Below are 23,258 nucleotides of genomic sequence, written 5' to 3'. Positions count from 1 at the left end.
CCTTTGATCTTATCGCCTGCAACCTTTCGATATTGATGGTAAATCTTTAATCATACCAGAGCGAAGATACCACCATGGTTCTGCTACTTAACTTTCTTATCAATGCCGTAATACCGAGTTCAATATGACAGCCCAAGCCCTTTACGCAAATCTACCTAGTGTTGATCTAATTTTAAATCATCAATCACAACAAGCTTTAATTAATCAATACGGGAAAGAATGTATAACAACCCTTGTTCGTCAATTACTCGATCAAGCCCGTGATAAAATCAAACAACAGCAACAATTGCCACTATGGTTAACGTTAGATAACTGTGATGGGCTAGCGCCAACACAACAAAAACAGCAACGTATTAAATTGTTTTCGACTCAATTAGAACAAGCTACACAATCGCTGAGTAATAAAGGACAACGTCGCGTTTTTAACTTAACTGGTACTATCTTACACACCAATTTAGGTCGTTCTCTGCAAGCAGAAGCTGCAATAAAAGCGGTGACAGAAGTCATGCGTTTCCCATCGACTTTAGAGTATTCTCTCCAGAAAGGTAAACGAGGCCACCGCGATCAAGCCATCAGTGAACAACTGCAACAGCTCATTGGTTGTGAAGATGCGTGCTTAGTGAATAACAATGCCGCAGCGGTACTGTTAATGTTAGCCAGCCTTGCCAATGGAAAAGAAGTCATTGTATCGCGTGGTGAGTTAGTTGAAATTGGTGGCTCATTTCGCATTCCAGATGTCATGCGACAAGCGGGATGTCAGCTCGTTGAAGTCGGTGCAACGAATCGCACTCACTTAAAAGACTATCAACAAGCGATTAATGAAAACACCGCGTTACTGATGAAAGTCCATACCAGTAACTACATGATCCAAGGCTTTACTAGCGCTGTATCTGAAGCTGAACTCTGTACGTTAGGACGTGCAATGCAAGTACCTGTGATCAGCGATTTAGGCAGTGGTTCATTAATCGATTTAGCCCAATACGGACTACCGAGCGAGCCGATGCCACAAAAGATGTTGCAAGATGGCATTGATTTAGTGAGCTTTTCTGGTGATAAATTACTCGGTGGACCACAAGCTGGGATCATTGCCGGTAAATCTGAACTTATTGATCAGCTGCAACATCACCCACTTAAACGTGCACTTCGCTGTGACAAGATGACCTTAGCTGCCCTTGAAGCAACATTGAATTTATACCGTCATCCTGAGCGTTTACCTTGTGAGCTCCCCACCCTGTCTATGCTAACTCGCAGCCTTAATACGCTGGCAGATTTGGGTGAACGTCTAATGCCTTACTGTCAACAGTTGGTTAATCAGCACTTTACAGTAACGGTGATGCCTTCAATGGGGCAAATAGGGAGTGGCGCACTACCCACCGAGCAGCTTGAATCTGTCGCGTTATGTTTCAGTGTTAACAATAATCAAACATCCCACACGCTTAATGATCTTGCTGATCTTTTAGCAAGCGGGGAGATCCCAATTATCGGTCGCATTCACCATGAAAAACTGTGGCTATGTTTACGTGGGATCAGCCATGAACAAGACTTTATGACTCAGCTTGCTCAACTTTCACTTTCTAATCACGAATAACAAAGAACTAATAACGCGACTTTATGATAATTGCCACCGCTGGCCATGTTGATCATGGTAAAACCCATTTACTTCAAGCCCTAACAGGCACCAATGCTAATCGCTTACCAGAAGAGCAAAAACGTGGGCTAATCATTGGTTTGGGGTATGTATTTATGCCCTATCACTCAGAGCAAACGCAACAACGAGAAGCCCTCAGATTTATTGATGTACCGGGTCACGAGAAGTTTCTTTGCAACATGCTCGCCGGTGTCGGTACAGCCCATCATGCGATACTGATTGTCGCGGGTGATAAAGGCATGAAGCTATGATCATTTAGCCATTTTGCGTTTATTGGCCATGGATAGCCTAACGGTGGTGATCACCAAATCAGATCTCACCAACTTAGAGCAACAGCAGCAATTAGAAGCACAACTCACTCAACTCTTATTTCAGCAAGGTTTTACCGAGCCAAAGATATTTCATTGCTCAGCATTTACTGGTGATGGTGTTGACGTGCTTAAAGCTCACTTGATCGCTTTAGCTGACAATGAAAAACAGCAGCAAAATGATTTAGGCTTTCGTCTTGCCATTGATAGTGCTTTTCACGTAAGTGCGCAGGATTGGTTTTACAAAAAGGAAATTTAACTATCGCGAACTGCGTGATGAAGGGTTACTCAAAGAGTAAAAAATGAAGTGGCGGAAGAACATAGGAGTCGAACCTACCCAGGACTGCTGGCAGCCCTACCCGGATTTGAAATCCGGACGCATCACCGGATACGCCGTTCTTCCTCATTTGTGTGACGTATTTTATGCATTAAAGGTATGATTATCAACTGCTATCTCTCAATTTCAGGGATAGCAGCTGTTTTTTAATATCAACTGATTAAATATCAATCTACTTCATTTGCTGATCTAAATTTAAAATAGTTAGCGCATTACTTACACTCGTTGCTAATACATCAACGACCCCAGAACGCAGAGCACCTAATAGTGCTAGGGCTTTACTATTTTCTGCTGCCGTTACCACAACTGTAGGAATATGTCGTAGCTCTTCCATGGTTAAACCAATAACACGATCGCTCATCATGGTATCGGCTTGTTTTCCATGGCTATCAAAAAAATCATAACCTGCAATATCACCGACCACGCCTTTACGAATTCGCGCTTCAACAATTTCTTGTGGTGTGAACCAACCTAACTTCACCATATGACTATTTTCATTCATATCGCCCACACCAACCAACGCTAAATCAGCACGACGAGCACGATCTAACGTTTCTTTTACCGTGCCATTTTTCATAAATGCTTCTTTCACAATAATGTCGTCAACATAAGCTGGAGCATACAAGGTTTCACTAATACCATCATATTTTTTCGCCAATTGTCGACAAATGTGGTCGGCATTAATTGCATTGCCTGAACGGTGCGTACCACCAATACCAGAAACAAAACGACATTTACGATGCGGCACAACACCAACATGATTAGCAATAGACGCGATATTACGCCCCTGTCCAACCGCAACCACCATATCATCAGTTAATGTCATCGTTAGATAGCTCGAAACCAGACTTGCCACTTGCTGACGTTGGGTTTCATCATCAGGTTGATCGAGTGCAACCAATGCGCGTTTTAAGTTAAAGCGTTCAATCAATTGTTGTTCTAATTTCTCACTAAAAACAGGGTGATATTTAACGGTAATTTCCACTACCCCTTCATCACGCGCACGACGCAGTAAACGACCGACTTTAGCGCGAGACATACCAAAGCGCTGAGAGATCTCTTCTTGAGTTGCACCATCCTGATAATAAGCAATAGCGATCTCGGTAAGTAAATCACTGTCTACATGGTTACTGTCAGTATTGCTTATGCTCATTCTTGTGCCCTTTGTGTGGATAACCGATTTATTTATATTATCGGTTTATTCTATCACTGAGGAGAACAAAGCAATACTGACTAAACTCTCACATTTATACGTGTACACCTTTCACTCATAAAAACAGCGCAAAGGTAAGCTCGTTTTTTACCACCTATAGGCCAACTTCTAATGTTAAACATAACCAGCTGATATATATAAACTTAATATTACGTACAGCTTTTTACCTTATATATACCAAAAGCTAAAAAGGCTGCACGCAATTAATTACGCACTCATCGCTTCATCCACCAGCACTATCGGATAACCTTGCGAACACTGCTCTACTCGCCCTTTGACGCCATAGGCATTACGTAATACCTCAGCTGTTAATACTTGCTCTCCTTTGCCCATCACGACCAACCCATCAGGACTGAGAACCAACACTTTATCGCAAAAACGTAATGCTAAATTTATGTCATGGATCGCGACAAGACCAATGCCGCCTGTTTGCGCCAAATTTTGTTTCACAGCCTGAAGCACACTAATTTGCCAATGCAGATCTAACGCGCTGGTTGGCTCATCAAGTAATAATAATCGAGGCTCTCGAATCAGCACTTGTGCTAAACCAATCATCTGTCGCTGCCCCCCCGACATTTGTGCAAGCTGTTTAAGTGCTAAATGGGTTATTCCTAATTGGGAAAATGTTTTTTCAATGATTTGCTCAATATAACTTTTACTCAGTTCAGGTTTTACCGCGCGGCAAGCACTAAAGACAATTTCATAAGCGACAAGACTGGTTGCTTGAGGAAGTGTTTGTGGCAAATAACCTATTCTTCTAGCACTTTCGCTAAGGGCTAACTGGCTTAATATTTTGCCATCAAGAGACACATCGCCTTGGTATTTTTGTAATCGCGCTATCGCTTTGAGTAATGTCGATTTACCTACCCCATTAGGGCCTAATACCGCCACCAACTCACCATTTTGGATCGGCTCAACAGAAAGTTGCTCAATAATCTTTTGCTGACCATACCCCGTAGTAAGGCTATTAATATTTAATGACATTACAACTTCCCTTTACTTGATAAAATAAGGCTCATAAAGAATGGGATACCAATTAATGATGTCACGATTCCAATCGGTAAAATCACACCAGGGATCAAACTCTTACTAGCGATGGAAGCCAGCGATAACAGCAATGCACCGGCAATGGCACTACCCGGAAGAAAAAAGCGATGATCTTCGCCTAATAACATTCTTGTTATATGAGGACCGACTAACCCAACAAAGCCAATTTCCCCGACAAAAGCCACAGCGACAGCCGTTAATAAGCTCACTCTCAACAGTACCATTAAGCGCATGCGTTCTACGCGAATACCAATACTTCTTGCTTGATCCTCTCCCGAGCGAATAGCAGTCATCGCCCATGCTTGACGCATAGAAAGCGGGAAACAGACCGCAAAGACAAGCGCGACAATCAACACTTTTTCGCTATTTGCTCGCACCAAACTGCCCATGGTCCAAAACACTATCTGTTGTAAAGCATTACTGTCTGCGACAAACATTAATAAACTGACTAAGGCGTTAAGGGCAAAAAAGAGTGAAATACCAAACAGGATAACGGTATTGACCGATGCGCCTTGGCTTCGTGATAACACCACCACCAAAAGTGATGCTAAAAGCGCAAAAGCAAAAGCAAACAAAGGCAAAATGTAGTCAAAGCGAAACGGCAACCATGACCAATCAAATAAGATAGCAACCGCCGCACCTAATGTTGCAGCCGCACCAATGCCTAAGGTAAACGGACTCGCTAACGGGTTATTTAAAGAGGTTTGCATTTCAGCCCCCGCTAACCCTAATGCAGCACCAACAACAATGGCCATTAAAGCGTAAGGGATCCTGACATCAAAAATAATAACTTGCTGGACGGGATCGAGTACTTCAGGCTGAAAGAGCGCGGAAAAAATATGGTTTAAGCCAATTTGAGACGGGCCGGTTGCAGTATCAATAACCCATGCAATGACAAGTGCTACCGCCATCATACTTAACAAGAGAATTCGTTTAATCACAAAGCGCCGATAACGCTGTGATAAACTGGTTGTTTGATGGTTTTCATCAACACTTAATGTGGCTGATTTCATGATATTTCCTTTACCTTACAAAGCCAAAAACCGGATAACAGTGACGTCATCCGGCTCATTGAATTAATTAAAACAACACTGATATTTAATTTATAACGCCATCCAGTAGGTACCATTAAGAGGTACTGGCTGGTAATCACGATATAGTGTTTCTAATGTTTTTTGTGGTGAAAGCTCAGCAAACGTTTTTGGGTAGGCCCATTTAGCAAACGTCTGAATAGCAACAATATTGAGTGGCGTATTATAAAAATGGTGCCAGATAGAATAAGCCCGTTTATTTTTCACTGCGGTTAATTGATTAAGTGGCGGTCGTTGAGTAATGGCAGCCAAAGACTGGTGCGCCACTTTGGCACTAATACTGGTACCAAGAACGATATATTGCGGTGCTTCTTTTTGAGTTTGGGTTGAACCAACAGCGGTACCAATATAAATATCAGGCTGATGCGTTAATAAATACTCTTGATTTAATACGCCCACAGATCCCGGAAGTAATGGCTGTGCCATATTCTTCACCCCAATAAAGTCAAGCATTTGAGCAACCATCCCCCGTGCCATGGTCTCACAACATTCACCGTTAACACCTACACGGCTATGAAGAAAAACTGTCGGGACATCTTCAGGTTTAATCATGGCAAGACCTTGCTTCACCTTATCTAATTCTTGGTTATAAAATTGAATATAGCTTTTCGCTTGCGCTTCTCGACCAAGTACTTTGCCCATAACTTCTAGGCTGCGTAAGGTATTTTTCACCGGATCTTTGCGAAAATCGATAAAAACGACCGCTACACCCGCACGCTCTAAAATTTCAATAATTTCGCTATTTCGCGCATTAGGCCCATGACCTTCTACACCTAAAAAAGCCACATCCGCTTTAAGCGCTAATGCGGTTTCTAAACTAAAACTCTCTGTTGCGCCTTTACCAAACAGAGGAATATTATCGATGTCAGGAAACGCAGTTTGATATTGTTGGTAAGAATCAGGATCCACTAATTTCATGTCTCCCATCATACCGACAATGCGAGATAAAACTTGATCGCCTTCTAAAATCGCTAACGCGGGAATATAGCGACTTTCACTTAACAGTAATCTTTCCACTGGTTGAGATATTACGACTTCTCGCCCTGCTAAATCCGTTACAGTGATGCTTTTCGCTACACTGTGAGTACTAAATAACACCAAGCAAACACTGAGGAGTGCAATAAGACGATTTTTTATTGATAGAAATTGCGGCATAACTTTCCCTTTGATCACATTCACCTAGCCTTAAACGACAAAAGGAGAGACAGATGTCTCTCCTTGTTCATTTATTTAAAAGGCATACGCAACATTAAAGCGGATATCACGACCCGGCTCGCGTGGTGCACTCGCAATAGCGTTTACATCACCGTAGCTAGCATGATCACGATAATCTTTATCAAAGAGATTTTTAATTGCCAGCGAGAGCGTTAACTCTTCGCCCGATAATGGTTGCCACTGGCTGTAAATATCATGCACCGCATAACCAGGCTTTTCACTGTAGTTAGTGATTTCCTCTTTACCTTTATAGATTTCAACCACTTCTACCGCATCATCAAGACGATCAACATAACGACCTGTATAACCAATTAACAAGTTATCAAGTACATAGTAATTAATATCCGCAACCCATGTATCACCCGTAGAGGTACCGATACCAAAGTTCTCATCAATTAAACGTTGCCCATCAAGATCTGAGCGAGAGTGGTTGAAGCTTAATGACATACTTAAATCATTGAAGGTGTAGCCAGCACGCGCAGTGAAACCTTTGGTTTCTAAGTCGCCTTGGTTTTTCGCACTTTTACCGACCACACCGTCAATTTTATTAATGTACGCCGTTGCAGATAAATTAAGACCACCGTTTACCCAGCTCGCACCCACCTCAGTATTATGTGCTCGCTCTGCTTTACGGTTTGGATCTAACTCAATATCAGTCATAAATGAATCAGGGATCTGTGCGCCACGGAAAGCTTCTGCGTAACCTGCATAAACATTCAAGCCCGGTATAACGCTGTAGTTTAGGCTAACATTAGGGCTAAAGCCTGAATGATCGACTTCTGTACCGTAAGAATCTTCTAATTCATATGTATCGTAACGACCACCAACACTTAAAAGTAGCGGCTCAACAATACGGAAATCACTCTGTACATACACGCCAGCGACAGTGCCTTTGAACTCATAAGTATCTGGGCTATAAGCTAAAAACGTACCATCTGTTGTATCTTTACGGTAATCAACACCATAAGTGATTGCAAACGAGTTAAAGCTACTCGTATTACGAATATCACCGCCATAGCTGTGTGTTTTCGCGATATTATTTGTTTCACGAGGTGCGTCTGGACGACTCTTGTGTTTTAGCTCAGTTTCAGTGTTATATGCGGTAACATCAAGCTCAAGGTATGGGTTATCAGCAGGATTTACACCGTAGTTCAACGTGAAAGTATCTCGGTTCATCTCTTGGTCAAGTGGGAAGTTCTTTCTACTTTCCGCCCAGTGAGGTCGGAAGTTACGATACGCTTCATCACCGCGATGATCATAACTTAAAGTGATTTTTTGCGCGTCAGTGATATCACCAACTAGTTTAATAAAGCCAACTTTGTTTTGTGCTTCGGTAAACGGCTGCTCGTTACCATCGCCATCTGTGTAGTTGCCTAAATCGCTATACACCATAGTAGCGACAACGCTTACATTGTCAGTAAGGTAGCCATAGCCGCTAACGCTAGTTTTATACCCTTCGGTATTATCATAGTAGCCCGCCTTCACTAAGCCACCAAAACGTTCGCTACCTTGCAGCATGTCTTCTGCATCTTTGGTTTTAAAACTAATTGCCCCCCCCAGTGCACCCGCACCATCTGTCGCACGTCCTGCACCCGCCGCAACTTCAACTTGTTTAAGTAATTCTGGTTCTATTGATAAACGACCTTGGTGGTGGAAAATATTGCCTGATTGAACGGCACCATCAATAGTCACGTTTAGCTGGCTATCTTCTAAACCACGAACATAAATCTTTTGAGCAACGCCAGTACCACCACCGATGCTGACTTCGGAATCTGTGCGGAAAATATCATTGATATCGTTGGCTTGTTGTCGTTCAAGCTGCTCAGAATCAATAAACACTTCTGTCGATTGTAATGGGTTCCCCATTACAACCATTTTTTCATGTTCACCTTCTGAGTCGGCAACCGCAATTTGTGTAAACAACGCACTTGAAACAGCAACCGTTGTCGGTAGCAGCTTGAATTTGCATCCTTTCAACATCTTAATTTCCACTTCTTAATGATAATAATTATCATTATTTTGCTTCTAACCACTAAGATGTAAATACTTTTTACAATTGTTACAACTGCACAACCACTTAATAAATATGGAAAAAGCCCTTACCTTTCGATAAGAGCTTTTTCTCTATTAACTAAAACTGTAACCAACGCCATGAGACGTTTTCAGTCGCTCAACAGGCATACCTGCCGATACTAATTTTCGCCGAACTCGGCTTAAGTGCATATCTAAACTGCGGTCATATAAACTAAACTCACGTGACAATACTTGTCGGTATAAATAGTCTTTACTCAGTACTTGATTCTGTTGAAAAGCTAATGTCCAAAGTAAATTAAATTGAATTGGTGTCATTGATAATGTGGTTTCTTTATAACTGACTGCTAAGCTTTGCTTATCCATTTTCAAATCATCAACAATTAATAACTTGGTTTTATTTGACGGTAATTGCCGGTGCTGAATACGCCTTAAAATCGCAATAACACGACACAAGACTTCCTTAATCGGCTGTTTACGAGAAATATAATCATCTACACCATGGAAGAAACTGTTTACGCATTCTGTATCGCTATAGTTATCCGCTAATAAGACAAAAGGAATATGAGAAACTTGTCGACACTGTTTTAAAAACGTAAGCCCCTTCATTTCAGGTAATTGATTAGAGACCAACATAAGATCTACTATCGCATTTTTATAAAAGTTTTCAGCTTCAAGTGCAGATTGACAACGTTTGATCACAAAACCTTCACGCCAAAACAGTTCAATTAACTGCTGACCATAATTATGATCAGGTTCCACAATTAAGATTGTTCTTGAATGATGGACCTTATCTATATTCATGCCAATCCCTAGCCAAACACCTGTCATTTTATTGATAATGGTTATCACTATCACTTATACATCTGATAGTATACGAGCGTTTTTTTATAATCAATGACTATTTATCGAAATAAGTTAAATACAAATTAAAACTAAAACAGCAATTCAGCCTGTTTTATATTCGTACTAAATCTATCTAATGCTTTTTTATCATTTATTAAGGTTTGCTTTACATTATTACCAAACCACTCAAGTGATGCTGTTGCATTTTTATTTCGAGATAATCCATCAATAAAATGTTGATAATCTAATGCCCCTTCAAATAAAGGTGTCATTCCTTCACGACTACCTGCTGGCGAATAAACGTTATCAGGTGAAAACACATTTAAATATTCTCGGGAAGCGATATTTTTTAAGTGGTAATGATCGACAAAATCACTAATTTGATTATGGAAATAATTAATATCAGCACCAGATTCCCAAACATGTAAGCTGTCAAAATTAATTTTTAAAGCTGGATGATAAACCTCATCTAAAAGCTGCAGAATTGATTCTGTCGTATCCGCTAAAGTATTGGGATGGGTTTCAACAAGTACATTTACCCCTTGTTGATGCGCGTATTCACAAATATGCCGTAGTCTTGTAACTAGTTTTTCTCGGTCATTTTTATTAACCTTATCGCTGGCTTGATGCCCCGCAAAAGTACGTACTTTATTTGTGTTCCAATAATTCGCTAACTTAAAAATATGCGCACACTTTTGTTGAGAGACTATTGGGTCCCCCACTAAGGGTAAGTAATCACTTAGCATCGAAATCGAGAGTCCCATTTCCTTTAACCATTGAGCATCGTATTGAGGTTGTGACTCCAGGCTTATGGCATGTACTCCCCAAAGCTCGATACCTTGAAAGTCATGGCATCTTGCCCATTGCGCTAAATGTTCTAATGACATTAATTGATGACGAAACGAAATAGTACAAATAGATAATTGCATATCAACAAACCTCCATAACAGAATCACACGGTAAGTCGTTTAATTCACACCAATCGGAATACATATCAAATAACCCTTTTTTAATACGCTTTTCTGTTCTGTCTTGCTTATCCAACAGGTATTGAATACCTATATATAAGTTAAGATCTTTAGTCTCTGCCATTTTCATTACTTGATATTGAATACTGGTATAGGTTTGAATTAATTCTTCAATAACATCACACCAATATTCAAAATCATCATCACTTTGACCTAACGCTCTACCAAAATAAGCAAAGCCATGTTCATAGGCATATTTACGCACCGCGATAACTTTTAATTCACGTAAAGCAAGTGGGAGATCTGATAAACTAATCTCCTGTTTTTCATCAATGTGAGCTTGGATAATTTCACGAACGGCATTTGTCAGCGGGTTTTTATCTTCAATAAAGCAAAGCTTGAAATAATCTTGCACCACATTTAACGGCGCATCGTGCAGAGCGTTTTCATTAAAAATATACCCCCCCTCAACAGTCGGCTGAGAGATAGCATTTTCAATACGATCTTGTGAAATTTCACCTTGCCAACGAAAGTCAGGATCCCACATCAACCAATGCTCTGGCGTGCTTGTTTCCGTCAACATAACGTAATGGGGAAATGGGTTCTGATTAAATTTATTTTCACGCTCAGGAAGGTGATAAAGATCGAGCATCACCATCAAGTGATCTTGGTTCGATTTATTATTAAGTAACGCTCTCATGCTTGCTAAATTCGCGTGCTTGGTTTTCTCACTTTCATACCAAGCGATAAGCTCGCCACCAAACAAACGTTGGTACCAATCAATAAATAATTGGTGATTAATATCGTCACTATGGTATTGCAGTTGGTAGTGCTCACTGACATCAAACGTCGCATCCCATACCGCAAAATAAAATGGTCGATGATCAATGCCTTTGCTCTTTAACGCTTCACATACACAACTAACAAAGCAATGTACTTTTACATCTTCAAATTCAACCTCAGGCTCTTTCTGTGCGAGCTCTGACTCGTTGTTAACTTGGCAGAGGAAGTCGGCTAGGCTCGCAACTGTCGCATAATCTGCAGCTGTAATATGTTGCTCTGGTACGGTCAATCCTAAATCGAGCTCTAAATGTAAAATAAGCTGAAGTATCAACACTGAATCTAAATACAACTCTTCATTCAATTTGGCTGATGGACTAAAAAGCGCCATATGGCTATTTTGCATATTTTCTTCAAGCACTTTTTTAATAGCTTGGATCATCTCTTCGCGCTGCATTTTTCTTCCTTAACCAATCGCTGCAATTGAAACACTACTTTGTGATAACGCTTTTCGATTTATCTTTCCGTTTGACGCTTTTTCGATAATCTCGCGCTGCTCTATATCTACAGGTAACTGGTGATTCGCTAAACGCGTTCCACACCATTGACGAATACGGCTTGGTTCAATCATTGTATCTGCCACAAACTGCAAACACACACGCTCACCAGATAACTCATCAGCACGCTTAAATACCACCGCATCTGTAATTTCAGCCAATTCCATCACAACGTTTTCCACATCTTGTGGATACACATTCAACCCAGAAACATTGATCATGTCATCGCTACGGGAAACGAAACATAGCTGCCCTTGCACATCAAAAAAACCAAGATCTTGAGTTTTAATATCACGCTTATTTTTAGATACGACGATCTCTTGTGGGGACGTTACATCACTCCCTGCTGATACCCTTAGATGTGGAAGTGGAAAACCCATTTGATTGGCATAGTCAGGACTTTCGCAGACGGCAATACAACCCGCTTCAGAACAGCCGTATTGCTGGAATAAATACTGACTTCGTACCTTTATCGCTTCAAACCAAGCTTGCGGTAGTACCGTTCCTGACGTCATTACAGCATTTAGCTGTTCTTGTTTGGGATATAGTTGTACAAGGGAATGCAGTAAACTTGGCGACGAATACAGTAAGTGCTCACTATTATCTAAGCATTTTCTCAATAGGTATTTAGGATTAATGTTGGTAATGATCACAGGCACTAAATCACGCTTGAGCGCGACAAGTACGCCACAAATTAATCCATAAGAGTGGGTAATTGGACAAGCAATTAAAGGGGTCATGAACTGAGGTGCAGTAAAGGTTGTCACATAACTCTCAATTTCTTCATCAATAGACAACCAAGAGCGAGTGATCACTTTCGGCTCACCTGTTGTCCCAGAGCTAGTTTGTACTAACACTGCTTGTTGATCTTTGTCTTCTCTTTTTAGAGTCAGTCCCGTCAGCTCAATATCAAAGATAACGATATGACAGTTTGCTTTGTCTGCTAAACGCTTTGCGGCTAAACGCGGAGTCGTTGCTAAAATAGGATAAAATGACCCACCATTTCTTTTTAAATATAAACAAAGCGCCAGCAGCTGAGCAGGATTTTGTAGGCACACGGCAACGCGTTTTCCTGCACAATCTTTTAACTGAGGGTGCGCTGAAAATATTTGGAAACACTGTGAGAAAAAAGCACTATCGATATAATCATCGTTAACGTAAATCATAATATCCCTATTATTTAAAAGCGCACGAAAGCGCATTCGCCACGATATGGTGACACTCTTGTTTCTTAGCCTGAAATTTTCTAGCTAATAATGATTCTGTTGCAATTGAAGTAGATTGATAATCGAGTTGAGCTATCCGATCAGCGAGCGCTGGATGCGTAGCGCTGTACTGTTCGAGCTTATTTTCAACCAGTTGCCAGAACTGGCTTTCCGTTCCACCGTAATGGCATTCAATTAGGTGAGAAACCTCTGCGAGGTTATAAATGAACAAGGTATCCATTACTAATTCACGCAGAAGCTCTACCGAACTCATGGCATAAAATATATCTAGAGGTGCCTTGGCTAAGGTTGGTTCTAATAATTCTAAATCAGGTGCCGGAAACTCAGTACTAAGGAACTCTGAGTGATATTCAACACTTTCATGAAAATCACGAATAATAATCTTTTCAGGCCAACCATGGCGGTGAACCAATACCATGTTTTGTCCGTGCGGCTCCGTCCCCACCCCATACTTGACCAATAAGTGCCAAATTGGGATCACTGCCACCTCAATAAGTTGCGAGAGCCACGGCACTAAGCCATATTTATCAATCCAATGATCAATAAATGGTTTACCATCTTGCTCGACCATCATCAACGCATTAAATGGTACCCCCGTTTGCTCAGGCGATAATTTGTTTTCTAAGCTTTCTCTAAAAATAACCGCCAATTGGTCACTTAAAGGATCACACTCCACTGTTTTCCCAAACGGTACATAAATCCCGCCAGCGTATTCGGCTAATATGTCTAATCCTGACAACTCAGGGTCTTGACTAACAATGTTTTCAAGCCATGTTGATATCTCTGGTGCCAAACAAACGGAATAACCTGCTAAGGTTCGCTTAGAAGAGGTGTTCACCATATTCAATGGCAATTTGATATTGGCTTTTGCCGTATTACTCACATTAAGTAAAGTTCTGACCGATTGCGAAGCAACATATTGGTCCCCTAACTCTCCCAAATCGATAATAACTTTCTGATCAAGTAAAGATGGAAAATCTTCTTTGTGTAATTGACGCCACTGCCAAGGATGAACAGGCAATAAAGCATACTCCTGCCAGTTTCCTTGCTGCTGAGATAAAATAAAGCTAAGTGTTTGCCAGTGTTCTTGATCTAATTCACTAGACCAAAAACGATCATGCTCATCAGGTAAATGTGAACGAAAATGTGTTCTTTTTATCGCGATCCAGTGCAAACAAAATGATTCCCCAGCTTCAGGTCCATAACATTGATGATCAAGAAAGTTAAACCCTGTTCGCGCTTTAAAAGATGGGTGATAAGGATGTCCTTCATCAAGTTGTGTTTCCAACTCAATAAAGCTTGCCTGCCGACGTGAAACACGAGCTGGAATATGGTCTTGATTCCAGCGACAAAAATTGGAGGTTTGTTTAAACTCTTCGATAATAGATAACTTAACTTGCTCAAGGGCGGGCAAGTCTCGAACAATATCTTCCCAAGATTGTGAGATAAGCTGAGGTTGACCATCAATAGTTAAGGTTGAAATATCTAAACGATAACGCCCAAAATCGCCAATGTGACCACGAACGTGATAATGCTTTTCCGCCATGATCCAAGTAAACGTGTTGTGACCATTCTCAGAGCAAGCATCAATTTCAACCAATTGTTCAAACATGATGGCTTCAAAAAGTTGCTTAATGATTCTCTGTTCAGGTTCTAGCGTAAGACAATTAGGCAATGGCATCTGATACCTCCTTTATCTGACTTGTGGTATCAGCTGTTATAAATGGATTATCGATGTAGCAATATATCGCCTGTTCGTTCTCAACCATTAATTCATCGACATCGTGGACACGTGTCAGTAAATTCGCTTTCATTGCCCATTGCTTATTTGTTAGTAATTGCTCGACAAATAATTTACCGCCACCCAATAATGATTTATGTAATGCGGTGAGCCGTTGCTTAACAAAATTTAGTAATAAAGCTTCATCAATAATATGATCAGCGCCTAGTCGACCAATAATCGAAAATAGATGGTTGATCATTAAATAATAAGTGAATCGCTCACAGATCATTTCATCATCAAAATACAAGTCATGAACACGGCTAGATTCAGGCTCCATACTTTCTAAATAACTGCGGTAGCTTTTTGATAAATAGAAACCTTGGTTATCTCGGAAATAATAATTCGATGGATAACCACTCTCTAATTGAATAACGCTATTTTGTTGGTGTGCTTCTAAAGCAATGCCATGCTCATCATACAAACGGATCATAGGATCTATCGCACAATCCCAATAACGGGCAAACCATCGCATCGCTACATGAGATTCAGAGCAATGCTCTTTCGTAGCCAATTCAACAATAATGGAGGCTAATAACGATGATTGATTTGGTAGCGGATCTTGTGTCAATGCTGCAATAGTAAGAACATCCTGATCTTGACCCGCCTGAAATGGATTTTCTCGAATAATAGTTTCAAAACCACTTTCTTCTTGCTCTGGTAATAATACGGTGACGTATGCAGGGTCTGTCACAACATTAAAGCTAGGATAATCACCACTAAATCCCGTCTTACGATATAGTCCAGCCATAACTACGCCAGCATCAAGTTCATGACGTTTATTTACCCTAAGAGAATTCGTAATTTTCACAGGTATCGAAAACTTATACATCCAAGATAAATGCGCACTATATAGCGATCTCACAGAGGACGTTGCTGTGAACTTACAACCATGCTGTCCGCTATCAATAATTAGCCCCTGAGTCATTAAATCCAGAATGGCGGGATCATGTAATAATTTTTGCGCTTGTAGCGGATGCATAGGCAAGACTATAAACTCATCTGAGATTTGTAAGTCTGAGGTTTCTAGAGAAGAAGCGATGATCTCTTCAGCTGAAATTGATAATGCAGAGCGCTGGCAAATCAAAGAGCGGGCAACATTAAAGTAATGAAGTGCAAACTCCCCTTTTAATTCAGGCGCATAATATTGATGATGAAAATCAAGCATCCCTTGACGACTTTTAGGCGTCGGATGTTGCCAATGTCCAAAAACTAAACTCTGTTCAACATCAATAAAACAACGAGAAGGCGGTGCATTTTTTGTCATATATTCCGCCAAAAAATACTCCATGAGCGACATACTTTCTAACAGGCGAATCAATAGTTCCTGTTTTTTTAGTGACATTGTCTTGTGCTCAAAAAAAGAATCTAAAAGCGTAATTGCAGCTTCTTTTTCAGAGATGGTATACCAATTTTCATCATTGTTTTTTGACCAAATATCACCAAAAGCATGGCGACCAACAATGGTTTTATAAGTCACTTCAACGGCAATAACTACATGTTCTTTAGGCAAGCTTATTTCAATAATCCACTGACACGATGGTGAACAACATAATTTATTTTTTTCCATCCACGCATCAGTTCGATACCATAAATCTTGCTTACATTCTTTTAAGTAACAATTAAAGAGGGCCTGAAATGAAGCGACTTCAGCTATTTTTTTTGCTGTTAACATCATGTTGAACCGACTATTTATTGATAAATAAGAAATTAGTTAAATATTTTTAATGATATTAATTCTCATTTCAACAATGATTACATTTGTTACACAAAAATGTATGCGGAAGCAAAGCATGGCACTTCAATGCTCGTACTTATGATTGAAACGCTTCAAAATGGATAATTAAGCTCATTCATAAAACATAAAAATCATGACGTATAACAAGGTCACTCAAGGCCCTATCATTAGTACTTTTTTCCTGTTTGCTTTTCCTGCACTCATTGCATTACTTGCTATTACTACTGCAAGTTTGGTCGACGGGATCTTTGTAGGTAAATATCTGGGTCCTCAAGCTTTAGCTGCTATCAATATTCTTATTCCCTACATCACATTCATGTTTGCATTGGGTCTAATGGTGGCTATTGGTGGGACAGTAACTGCAGGAAAATTTATCGGAGAAGGAAACTATAAAGAGGCTAATGGTATTTTTACCTTATCGTTAATCTCTATTTTTTTATTCGCTACCTTGATGGCGATTATTAGTTTATTTTTCAATGAGACTTTATTTTTATTTCTTGGTGTTGATAAACAATTAACACCCCTTACTCAAGCTTACTTCCAAGTAATATCAGTCGTACTCATTATTCAACTAACCACGATGGTTTTATATTATTTTGTACGCGCAGATGGCTTTCCAACTCTAGCAACAACAGCTTTAGTCTTGGGCTCTGTCGTTAATATCATGCTTGATGTTCTTTTTCTTGGCTATTTTCAGTGGGGAATTCAATCAGCCGCTTGGGCAACAGGTATAGCACAGATCATACAGCTATCAGTCCTCTGTACTTTTTTCACTAAGAAACAAAGATTGATTAAATTTCAGCTCTGTTATTCAAGCTTGAAGCCTTACTTCAGAGGATTACTTAATGGGATTTCAGAATATATCAATGAAATTTCTGTCGGTATTGTTATTTTCACTATTCATTGGCTATTGATGAAAGAGCAGGATAATACCGCTATCTCAGGCTTCGCTGTCGCAAACTATATGTTATTTATTAGCATGATGCTGTTTTACGGCATTATCGATGCTCTTCATATACTGGTAAGCCAAAATTATGGAGCAAGAAATTTCACACGCATCAACCAATTCATGCTTTTAGCCACCGTTACCGTGATAAGTATTAGTACACTATTAATAGTAAGTGCGCTGTCTGTATCAGATTCAATAACGAAGCTTTTCATTGAAAATACAGAGTCTGACGCCTATCAATTAGCATTAAGTTACATAAGCGTTATATGGCCCTGTTTTATCTTTAGCGGAATAAATGTCTTACTATCTTGTTATTTCACAGCGATGCACCGACCTCTTCAATCATCGATTATCGCTTTATCAAGAGGGTTAGTTTTACCTGTATCACTACTTCTACTCTTCGCAAATGTTATCCCAAGTATCTCATTTCTTTTTGCTTTACCTATCGCAGAGCTAATCACTTTTATTGTTGCCTCAACACTTTACCTTCGTTTCCAACACAACATAAAACAAAAGCCTGAGCTGATAACTATATGAACCTTATCAGCCATCAGGTCATACGAAAAACTACTGAGATCTTAAACTGGTACTCGAGATTACGGGAGTTGCCTAAGCGTCTTAATAAAAAGCTTAACTATCATTTCCATTTTCTACAGACGAAAAAAAGCCCCGCTATTTCTAGCGAGGCTTCTTAATAAGTGGCGGAGCGGACGGGACTCGAACCCGCGCCCCCCAGCGTGACAGGTCGCTAAGCTCTCCAATAAAGAGGCTAACCAACTGAACTAGCAACTCACTCAAATACATTTAACTCATTTATTCCAAATGTAAAAAAGCCCTAGTCTTTCGACTAGGGCTTAATATAAGTGGCGGAGCGGACGGGACTCGAACCCGCGACCCCCGGCGTGACAGGCCGGTATTCTAACCAACTGAACTACCGCTCCACACGGAGATAAAACTTTCGTTTTATCCGATACTCGTAGCTCAAAACGAATATCTTAAATTTAAAGCCTGGCGATGTCCTACTCTCACATGGGGAGACCCCACACTACCATCGGCGCTATTACGTTTCACTACTGAGTTCGGCATGGGATCAGGTGGGTCCATAACGCTATGGTCGCCAAGCAAATTCGGTTTATTTATTATCATCGACAATAAATAGCAATCTGGGAAAATCTAACTAGTTGTTCTCTACACGTTCAAGTGTACTTGGAGTCCGTATAAAACCCCTTGGGTGTTGTATGGTTAAGCCTCACGGGCAATTAGTATCAGTTAGCTCAATGCCTCGCAGCACTTACACACCTGACCTATCAACGTTGTAGTCTTCAACAACCCTTTAGAGACCTTAAAGGTCTAGGGATGACTCATCTTGAGGCTCGCTTCCCGCTTAGATGCTTTCAGCGGTTATCGATTCCGAACTTAGCTACCGGGCAATGCGTCTGGCGACACAACCCGAACACCAGCGGTTCGTCCACTCCGGTCCTCTCGTACTAGGAGCAGCCCCTCTCAATCATCCAACGCCCACGGCAGATAGGGACCGAACTGTCTCACGACGTTCTAAACCCAGCTCGCGTACCACTTTAAATGGCGAACAGCCATACCCTTGGGACCGACTTCAGCCCCAGGATGTGATGAGCCGACATCGAGGTGCCAAACACCGCCGTCGATATGAACTCTTGGGCGGTATCAGCCTGTTATCCCCGGAGTACCTTTTATCCGTTGAGCGATGGCCCTTCCATTCAGAACCACCGGATCACTATGACCTGCTTTCGCACCTGCTCGAATTGTCATTCTCGCAGTCAAGCGGGCTTATGCCATTGCACTAACCTCACGATGTCCGACCGTGATTAGCCCACCTTCGTGCTCCTCCGTTACTCTTTGGGAGGAGACCGCCCCAGTCAAACTACCCACCAGGCACTGTCCGTAACCCCGATAAGGGGCCAACGTTAGAACATCAAGCATACAAGGGTGGTATTTCAAGATTGACTCCACAACCACTGGCGCGGTTGCTTCAACGTCTCCCACCTATCCTACACATGTAGGGTCAATGTTCAGTGCCAAGCTATAGTAAAGGTTCACGGGGTCTTTCCGTCTAGCCGCGGGGACGCAGCATCTTCACTGCGATTTCAATTTCACTGAGTCTCGGGTGGAGACAGCGTGGCCATCATTACGCCATTCGTGCAGGTCGGAACTTACCCGACAAGGAATTTCGCTACCTTAGGACCGTTATAGTTACGGCCGCCGTTTACCGGGGCTTCGATCAAGAGCTTCGACCGAAGTCTAACCCCATCAATTAACCTTCCGGCACCGGGCAGGCGTCACACCGTATACGTCATCTTTCGATTTTGCACAGTGCTGTGTTTTTAATAAACAGTTGCAGCCACCTGGTATCTGCGACTCCCGGCAGCTTAGAGAGCAAGTCTCATCACCGCTAGGAGCGTACCTTCTCCCGAAGTTACGGTACCATTTTGCCTAGTTCCTTCACCCGAGTTCTCTCAAGCGCCTTGGTATTCTCTACCTGATCACCTGTGTCGGTTTGGGGTACGATTTCTTATAATCTGAAGCTTAGAAGCTTTTCCCGGAAGCATGGCATCAATGACTTCAACACCGTAGTGTCTCGACATCGTATCTCAGCCTTAAGATGGTCCGGATTTGCCTAAACCATCAGCCTACATACTTGGACCTGGACAACCGTCGCCAGGCTCACCTAGCCTTCTCCGTCCCTCCATCGCAATTATAAGAAGTACGGGAATATTAACCCGTTTCCCATCGACTACGCCTTTCGGCCTCGCCTTAGGGGTCGACTTACCCTGCCCCGATTAACGTTGGACAGGAACCCTTGATCTTCCGGCGAGGGAGTTTTTCACTCCCTTTATCGTTACTCATGTCAGCATTCGCACTTCTGATACCTCCAGCAAACCTTACGATTCACCTTCAACGGCTTACAGAACGCTCCCCTACCCAATGAAGTAAAACTTCATTGCCGCAGCTTCGGTGTATAGCTTAGCCCCGTTAAATCTTCCGCGCAGGCCGACTCGACCAGTGAGCTATTACGCTTTCTTTAAATGATGGCTGCTTCTAAGCCAACATCCTGGCTGTCTGAGCCTTCCCACATCGTTTCCCACTTAGCTATAACTTTGGGACCTTAGCTGGCGGTCTGGGTTGTTTCCCTCTTCACGACGGACGTTAGCACCCGCCGTGTGTCTCCCGGATAGTACTTACTGGTATTCGGAGTTTGCAAAGGGTTGGTAAGTCGGGATGACCCCCTAGCCTTAACAGTGCTCTACCCCCAGTAGTATTCGTCCGAGGCGCTACCTAAATAGCTTTCGGGGAGAACCAGCTATCTCCGAGTTTGATTGGCCTTTCACCCCTAGCCACAAGTCATCCGCTAATTTTTCAACATTAGTCGGTTCGGTCCTCCAGTAAGTGTTACCTCACCTTCAACCTGCCCATGGCTAGATCACTCGGTTTCGGGTCTAATCCTAGCAACTATGACGCCCAGTTAAGACTCGGTTTCCCTACGGCTCCCCTAAACGGTTAACCTTGCTACTAAAATTAAGTCGCTGACCCATTATACAAAAGGTACGCAGTCACCTAACAAGTAGGCTCCTACTGCTTGTACGTACACGGTTTCAGGTTCTATTTCACTCCCCTCACAGGGGTTCTTTTCGCCTTTCCCTCACGGTACTGGTTCACTATCGGTCAGTCAGGAGTATTTAGCCTTGGAGGATGGTCCCCCCATATTCAAACAGGATATCACGTGTCCCGTCCTACTCGTTTTCACTGATAATGCGTTGTCGGTTACGGGGCTATCACCCTGTATCGCAGAACTTTCCAGAACTTTCACCTAACGCAGAACTAGCTTAAGGGCTAATCCGGTTTCGCTCGCCGCTACTACCGGAATCTCGGTTGATTTCTCTTCCTCGGGGTACTTAGATGTTTCAGTTCCCCCGGTTCGCCTCGTGCTGCTATGTATTCACAACACGATACGTGCTTATGCACGTGGGTTTCCCCATTCGGAAATCCCAGAGTCACCGGTTTTTACTACCTTCTCTGGGCTTATCGCAAGTTAATACGTCCTTCATCGCCTCTGACTGCCAAGGCATCCACCGTGTACGCTTAGTCACTTAACCATACAACCCCAAGAGGTTTCGTATGTTCAAACAACCAAGGTTTGTGTTCAACACTTCGATCAAAAAAGTATTAAACGTTGGTTTTTCGCCGGACTCGATACAAGACACTTGAATGTGTATTGTTTGAGAACTCGTTTTTATCTAAAGATAAAAACATTTTTTAAAATCAATCTATCGATTGAATTTACTAGTCAGCTTTCCAGATTGTTAAAGAGCATTGTGTTTCTATTTAAAGATCCACTTTCTAATCACACTCAAAGAATGTCTTTAGAAAGTGGTGGAGCTAAGCGGGATCGAACCGCTGACCTCTTCGCTGCCAGCGAAGCGCTCTCCCAGCTGAGCTATAGCCCCATATTTTACTTCTTGAGAAAGAAGTGGTGGGCGATACCGGGCTCGAACCAGTGACCCCCTCCTTGTAAGGGAGGTGCTCTCCCAACTGAGCTAATCGCCCACGATAGTTGCTATTTGTTTTCACTTTAAAAAGTAAACTCAAACTAGCTTTCCTTCGTGGAAAGGAAATGGTGGGTCGTGCAGGATTCGAACCTGCGACCAATTGATTAAAAGTCAACTGCTCTACCAACTGAGCTAACGACCCATTGGCGTCCCGTAGGGGAGTCGAACCCCTGTTACCGCCGTGAAAGGGCGGTGTCCTAGGCCTCTAGACGAACGGGACAATGTTCATACTTAATGTTGTTGGGCAACATTAAGTGGCTCTCTTACATTTTAACCAAGCAATCTGTGTGGACACTGCATTAAACAGCAAGTCTTTAGGTAAGGAGGTGATCCAGCCCCAGGTTCCCCTAGGGCTACCTTGTTACGACTTCACCCCAGTCATGAACCACACCGTGGTAAACGCCCTCCCGAAGGTTAAGCTATCTACTTCTGGTGCAGCCCACTCCCATGGTGTGACGGGCGGTGTGTACAAGGCCCGGGAACGTATTCACCGTGACATTCTGATTCACGATTACTAGCGATTCCGACTTCATGGAGTCGAGTTGCAGACTCCAATCCGGACTACGACGTACTTTCTGGGATTCGCTCACTATCGCTAGTTGGCAGCCCTCTGTATACGCCATTGTAGCACGTGTGTAGCCCTACTCGTAAGGGCCATGATGACTTGACGTCGTCCCCACCTTCCTCCGGTTTATCACCGGCAGTCTCCCTGGAGTTCCCACCATTATGTGCTGGCAAACAAGGATAAGGGTTGCGCTCGTTGCGGGACTTAACCCAACATTTCACAACACGAGCTGACGACAGCCATGCAGCACCTGTCTCAGAGTTCCCGAAGGCACCAATCCATCTCTGGAAAGTTCTCTGGATGTCAAGAGTAGGTAAGTTCTTCGCGTTGCATCGAATTAAACCACATGCTCCACCGCTTGTGCGGGCCCCCGTCA

At 42.2% G+C, this 23,258-nt stretch carries 15 protein-coding genes, 6 tRNA genes, 2 rRNA genes and 1 other annotated feature; of the genes, 4 read left to right on the top strand and 19 right to left on the bottom strand.

The genetic code is table 11. The features are described 5' to 3' along the window. Positions 1 to 124: 124 nt before the first annotated feature. The 3 genes from selA to SKA34_RS23685 are packed head-to-tail and all read left to right on the top strand — an operon-like array spanning position 125 to position 2,215. The gene (selA, locus tag SKA34_RS14490) at positions 125 to 1,588 is read left to right on the top strand and encodes an L-seryl-tRNA(Sec) selenium transferase (protein ID WP_006646270.1); all 1,464 of its coding nucleotides are present in this window, start codon (positions 125 to 127) and stop codon (positions 1,586 to 1,588) included. A gap of 23 nt (positions 1,589 to 1,611) precedes the next feature. Beyond that, complete coding sequence (locus SKA34_RS23690) at positions 1,612 to 1,899, top strand: GTP-binding protein (protein WP_006646269.1); 288 nt, start codon at positions 1,612 to 1,614, stop codon at positions 1,897 to 1,899. Positions 1,900 to 1,927: 28 nt separating this feature from the next. After that, positions 1,928 to 2,215 carry a hypothetical protein gene (locus SKA34_RS23685; protein ID WP_006646268.1) on the top strand — a complete coding sequence of 96 codons (288 nt, stop codon included), beginning with the start codon at positions 1,928 to 1,930 and terminating at the stop codon, positions 2,213 to 2,215. 49 nt (positions 2,216 to 2,264) lie between these two features. On the opposite strand, the gene SKA34_RS14475 is transcribed toward SKA34_RS23685, so the two are convergent. From SKA34_RS14475 to SKA34_RS14420, 12 genes are all read right to left on the bottom strand, one after another. After that, positions 2,265 to 2,359, bottom strand: a tRNA-Sec gene (locus tag SKA34_RS14475). A gap of 106 nt (positions 2,360 to 2,465) precedes the next feature. After that, positions 2,466 to 3,446, bottom strand: a complete 981-nt coding sequence (locus tag SKA34_RS14470; RefSeq protein WP_006646267.1) for a sugar-binding transcriptional regulator — start codon at positions 3,444 to 3,446, stop codon at positions 2,466 to 2,468. 267 nt (positions 3,447 to 3,713) lie between these two features. Further along, the gene (locus tag SKA34_RS14465; protein WP_006646266.1) at positions 3,714 to 4,490 is read right to left on the bottom strand and encodes an ABC transporter ATP-binding protein; all 777 of its coding nucleotides are present in this window, start codon (positions 4,488 to 4,490) and stop codon (positions 3,714 to 3,716) included. Further along, positions 4,490 to 5,566 carry an iron ABC transporter permease gene (locus SKA34_RS14460; protein ID WP_006646265.1) on the bottom strand — a complete coding sequence of 359 codons (1,077 nt, stop codon included), beginning with the start codon at positions 5,564 to 5,566 and terminating at the stop codon, positions 4,490 to 4,492. The genes SKA34_RS14465 and SKA34_RS14460 overlap by 1 nt, the downstream gene beginning before the upstream one ends. A 90-nt stretch (positions 5,567 to 5,656) precedes the next feature. Beyond that, a complete protein-coding gene (locus tag SKA34_RS14455; protein ID WP_232284282.1) occupies positions 5,657 to 6,799 on the bottom strand; it encodes an ABC transporter substrate-binding protein in 1,143 nt (380 codons plus the stop codon). 75 nt (positions 6,800 to 6,874) lie between these two features. Further along, positions 6,875 to 8,839 (bottom strand): TonB-dependent receptor domain-containing protein, encoded by a 1,965-nt coding sequence (locus tag SKA34_RS14450; protein ID WP_006646263.1) that lies wholly within the window; start codon positions 8,837 to 8,839, stop codon positions 6,875 to 6,877. Between the two features lie 147 nt (positions 8,840 to 8,986). Continuing rightward, positions 8,987 to 9,694 (bottom strand): response regulator transcription factor, encoded by a 708-nt coding sequence (locus SKA34_RS14445; protein ID WP_039860688.1) that lies wholly within the window; start codon positions 9,692 to 9,694, stop codon positions 8,987 to 8,989. A gap of 131 nt (positions 9,695 to 9,825) precedes the next feature. Then, entirely contained in the window at positions 9,826 to 10,665 is an 840-nt protein-coding gene (locus tag SKA34_RS14440; RefSeq protein ID WP_006646261.1) for a sugar phosphate isomerase/epimerase, read from the bottom strand. A 1-nt stretch (position 10,666) separates the two neighbouring features. Then, positions 10,667 to 11,941: a DUF6005 family protein gene (locus SKA34_RS14435; RefSeq protein ID WP_006646260.1), complete on the bottom strand. Its 1,275-nt coding sequence runs from the start codon at positions 11,939 to 11,941 to the stop codon at positions 10,667 to 10,669. A 9-nt stretch (positions 11,942 to 11,950) separates the two neighbouring features. After that, on the bottom strand, positions 11,951 to 13,207 hold the full coding sequence (locus SKA34_RS14430) for an AMP-binding protein (protein ID WP_006646259.1): 1,257 nt from the start codon (positions 13,205 to 13,207) through the stop codon (positions 11,951 to 11,953). Positions 13,208 to 13,217: 10 nt separating this feature from the next. Further along, complete coding sequence (locus SKA34_RS14425) at positions 13,218 to 14,948, bottom strand: IucA/IucC family siderophore biosynthesis protein (protein WP_006646258.1); 1,731 nt, start codon at positions 14,946 to 14,948, stop codon at positions 13,218 to 13,220. Then, on the bottom strand, positions 14,935 to 16,725 hold the full coding sequence (locus tag SKA34_RS14420; RefSeq protein ID WP_006646257.1) for an IucA/IucC family siderophore biosynthesis protein: 1,791 nt from the start codon (positions 16,723 to 16,725) through the stop codon (positions 14,935 to 14,937). The genes SKA34_RS14425 and SKA34_RS14420 overlap by 14 nt, the downstream gene beginning before the upstream one ends. A 193-nt stretch (positions 16,726 to 16,918) precedes the next feature. Here SKA34_RS14420 and SKA34_RS14415 point away from each other — a divergent pair, with 193 nt between their 5' ends. Further along, positions 16,919 to 18,271 carry an MATE family efflux transporter gene (locus tag SKA34_RS14415; RefSeq protein ID WP_006646256.1) on the top strand — a complete coding sequence of 451 codons (1,353 nt, stop codon included), beginning with the start codon at positions 16,919 to 16,921 and terminating at the stop codon, positions 18,269 to 18,271. Positions 18,272 to 18,598: 327 nt separating this feature from the next. On the opposite strand, the gene SKA34_RS14410 is transcribed toward SKA34_RS14415, so the two are convergent. From SKA34_RS14410 to SKA34_RS14380, 7 genes are all read right to left on the bottom strand, one after another. Continuing rightward, positions 18,599 to 18,675, bottom strand: a tRNA-Asp gene (locus SKA34_RS14410). Positions 18,676 to 18,740: 65 nt separating this feature from the next. Continuing rightward, positions 18,741 to 18,856 (bottom strand): 5S ribosomal RNA (gene rrf, locus SKA34_RS14405). A gap of 116 nt (positions 18,857 to 18,972) precedes the next feature. Further along, positions 18,973 to 21,864: ribosomal RNA gene (locus SKA34_RS14400) — 23S ribosomal RNA — on the bottom strand. A gap of 275 nt (positions 21,865 to 22,139) precedes the next feature. Next, positions 22,140 to 22,215 (bottom strand) — tRNA-Ala (locus SKA34_RS14395). 24 nt (positions 22,216 to 22,239) lie between these two features. Then, positions 22,240 to 22,315, bottom strand: a tRNA-Val gene (locus tag SKA34_RS14390). Positions 22,316 to 22,383: 68 nt separating this feature from the next. After that, positions 22,384 to 22,459: transfer RNA gene (locus SKA34_RS14385), tRNA-Lys, on the bottom strand. A 2-nt stretch (positions 22,460 to 22,461) separates the two neighbouring features. Beyond that, a tRNA-Glu gene (locus SKA34_RS14380) sits at positions 22,462 to 22,537 on the bottom strand. Positions 22,538 to 22,649: 112 nt separating this feature from the next. Next, positions 22,650 to 23,258, bottom strand: a sequence feature (16S ribosomal RNA rRNA prediction is too short).

The sequence above is a fragment of the Photobacterium sp. SKA34 genome (genome assembly GCF_000153325.1).
Classification (GTDB): domain Bacteria; phylum Pseudomonadota; class Gammaproteobacteria; order Enterobacterales; family Vibrionaceae; genus Photobacterium.
Note: the sequence above shows the minus strand (reverse complement) of the source record. Positions and strands in the feature narration are given on the sequence as shown.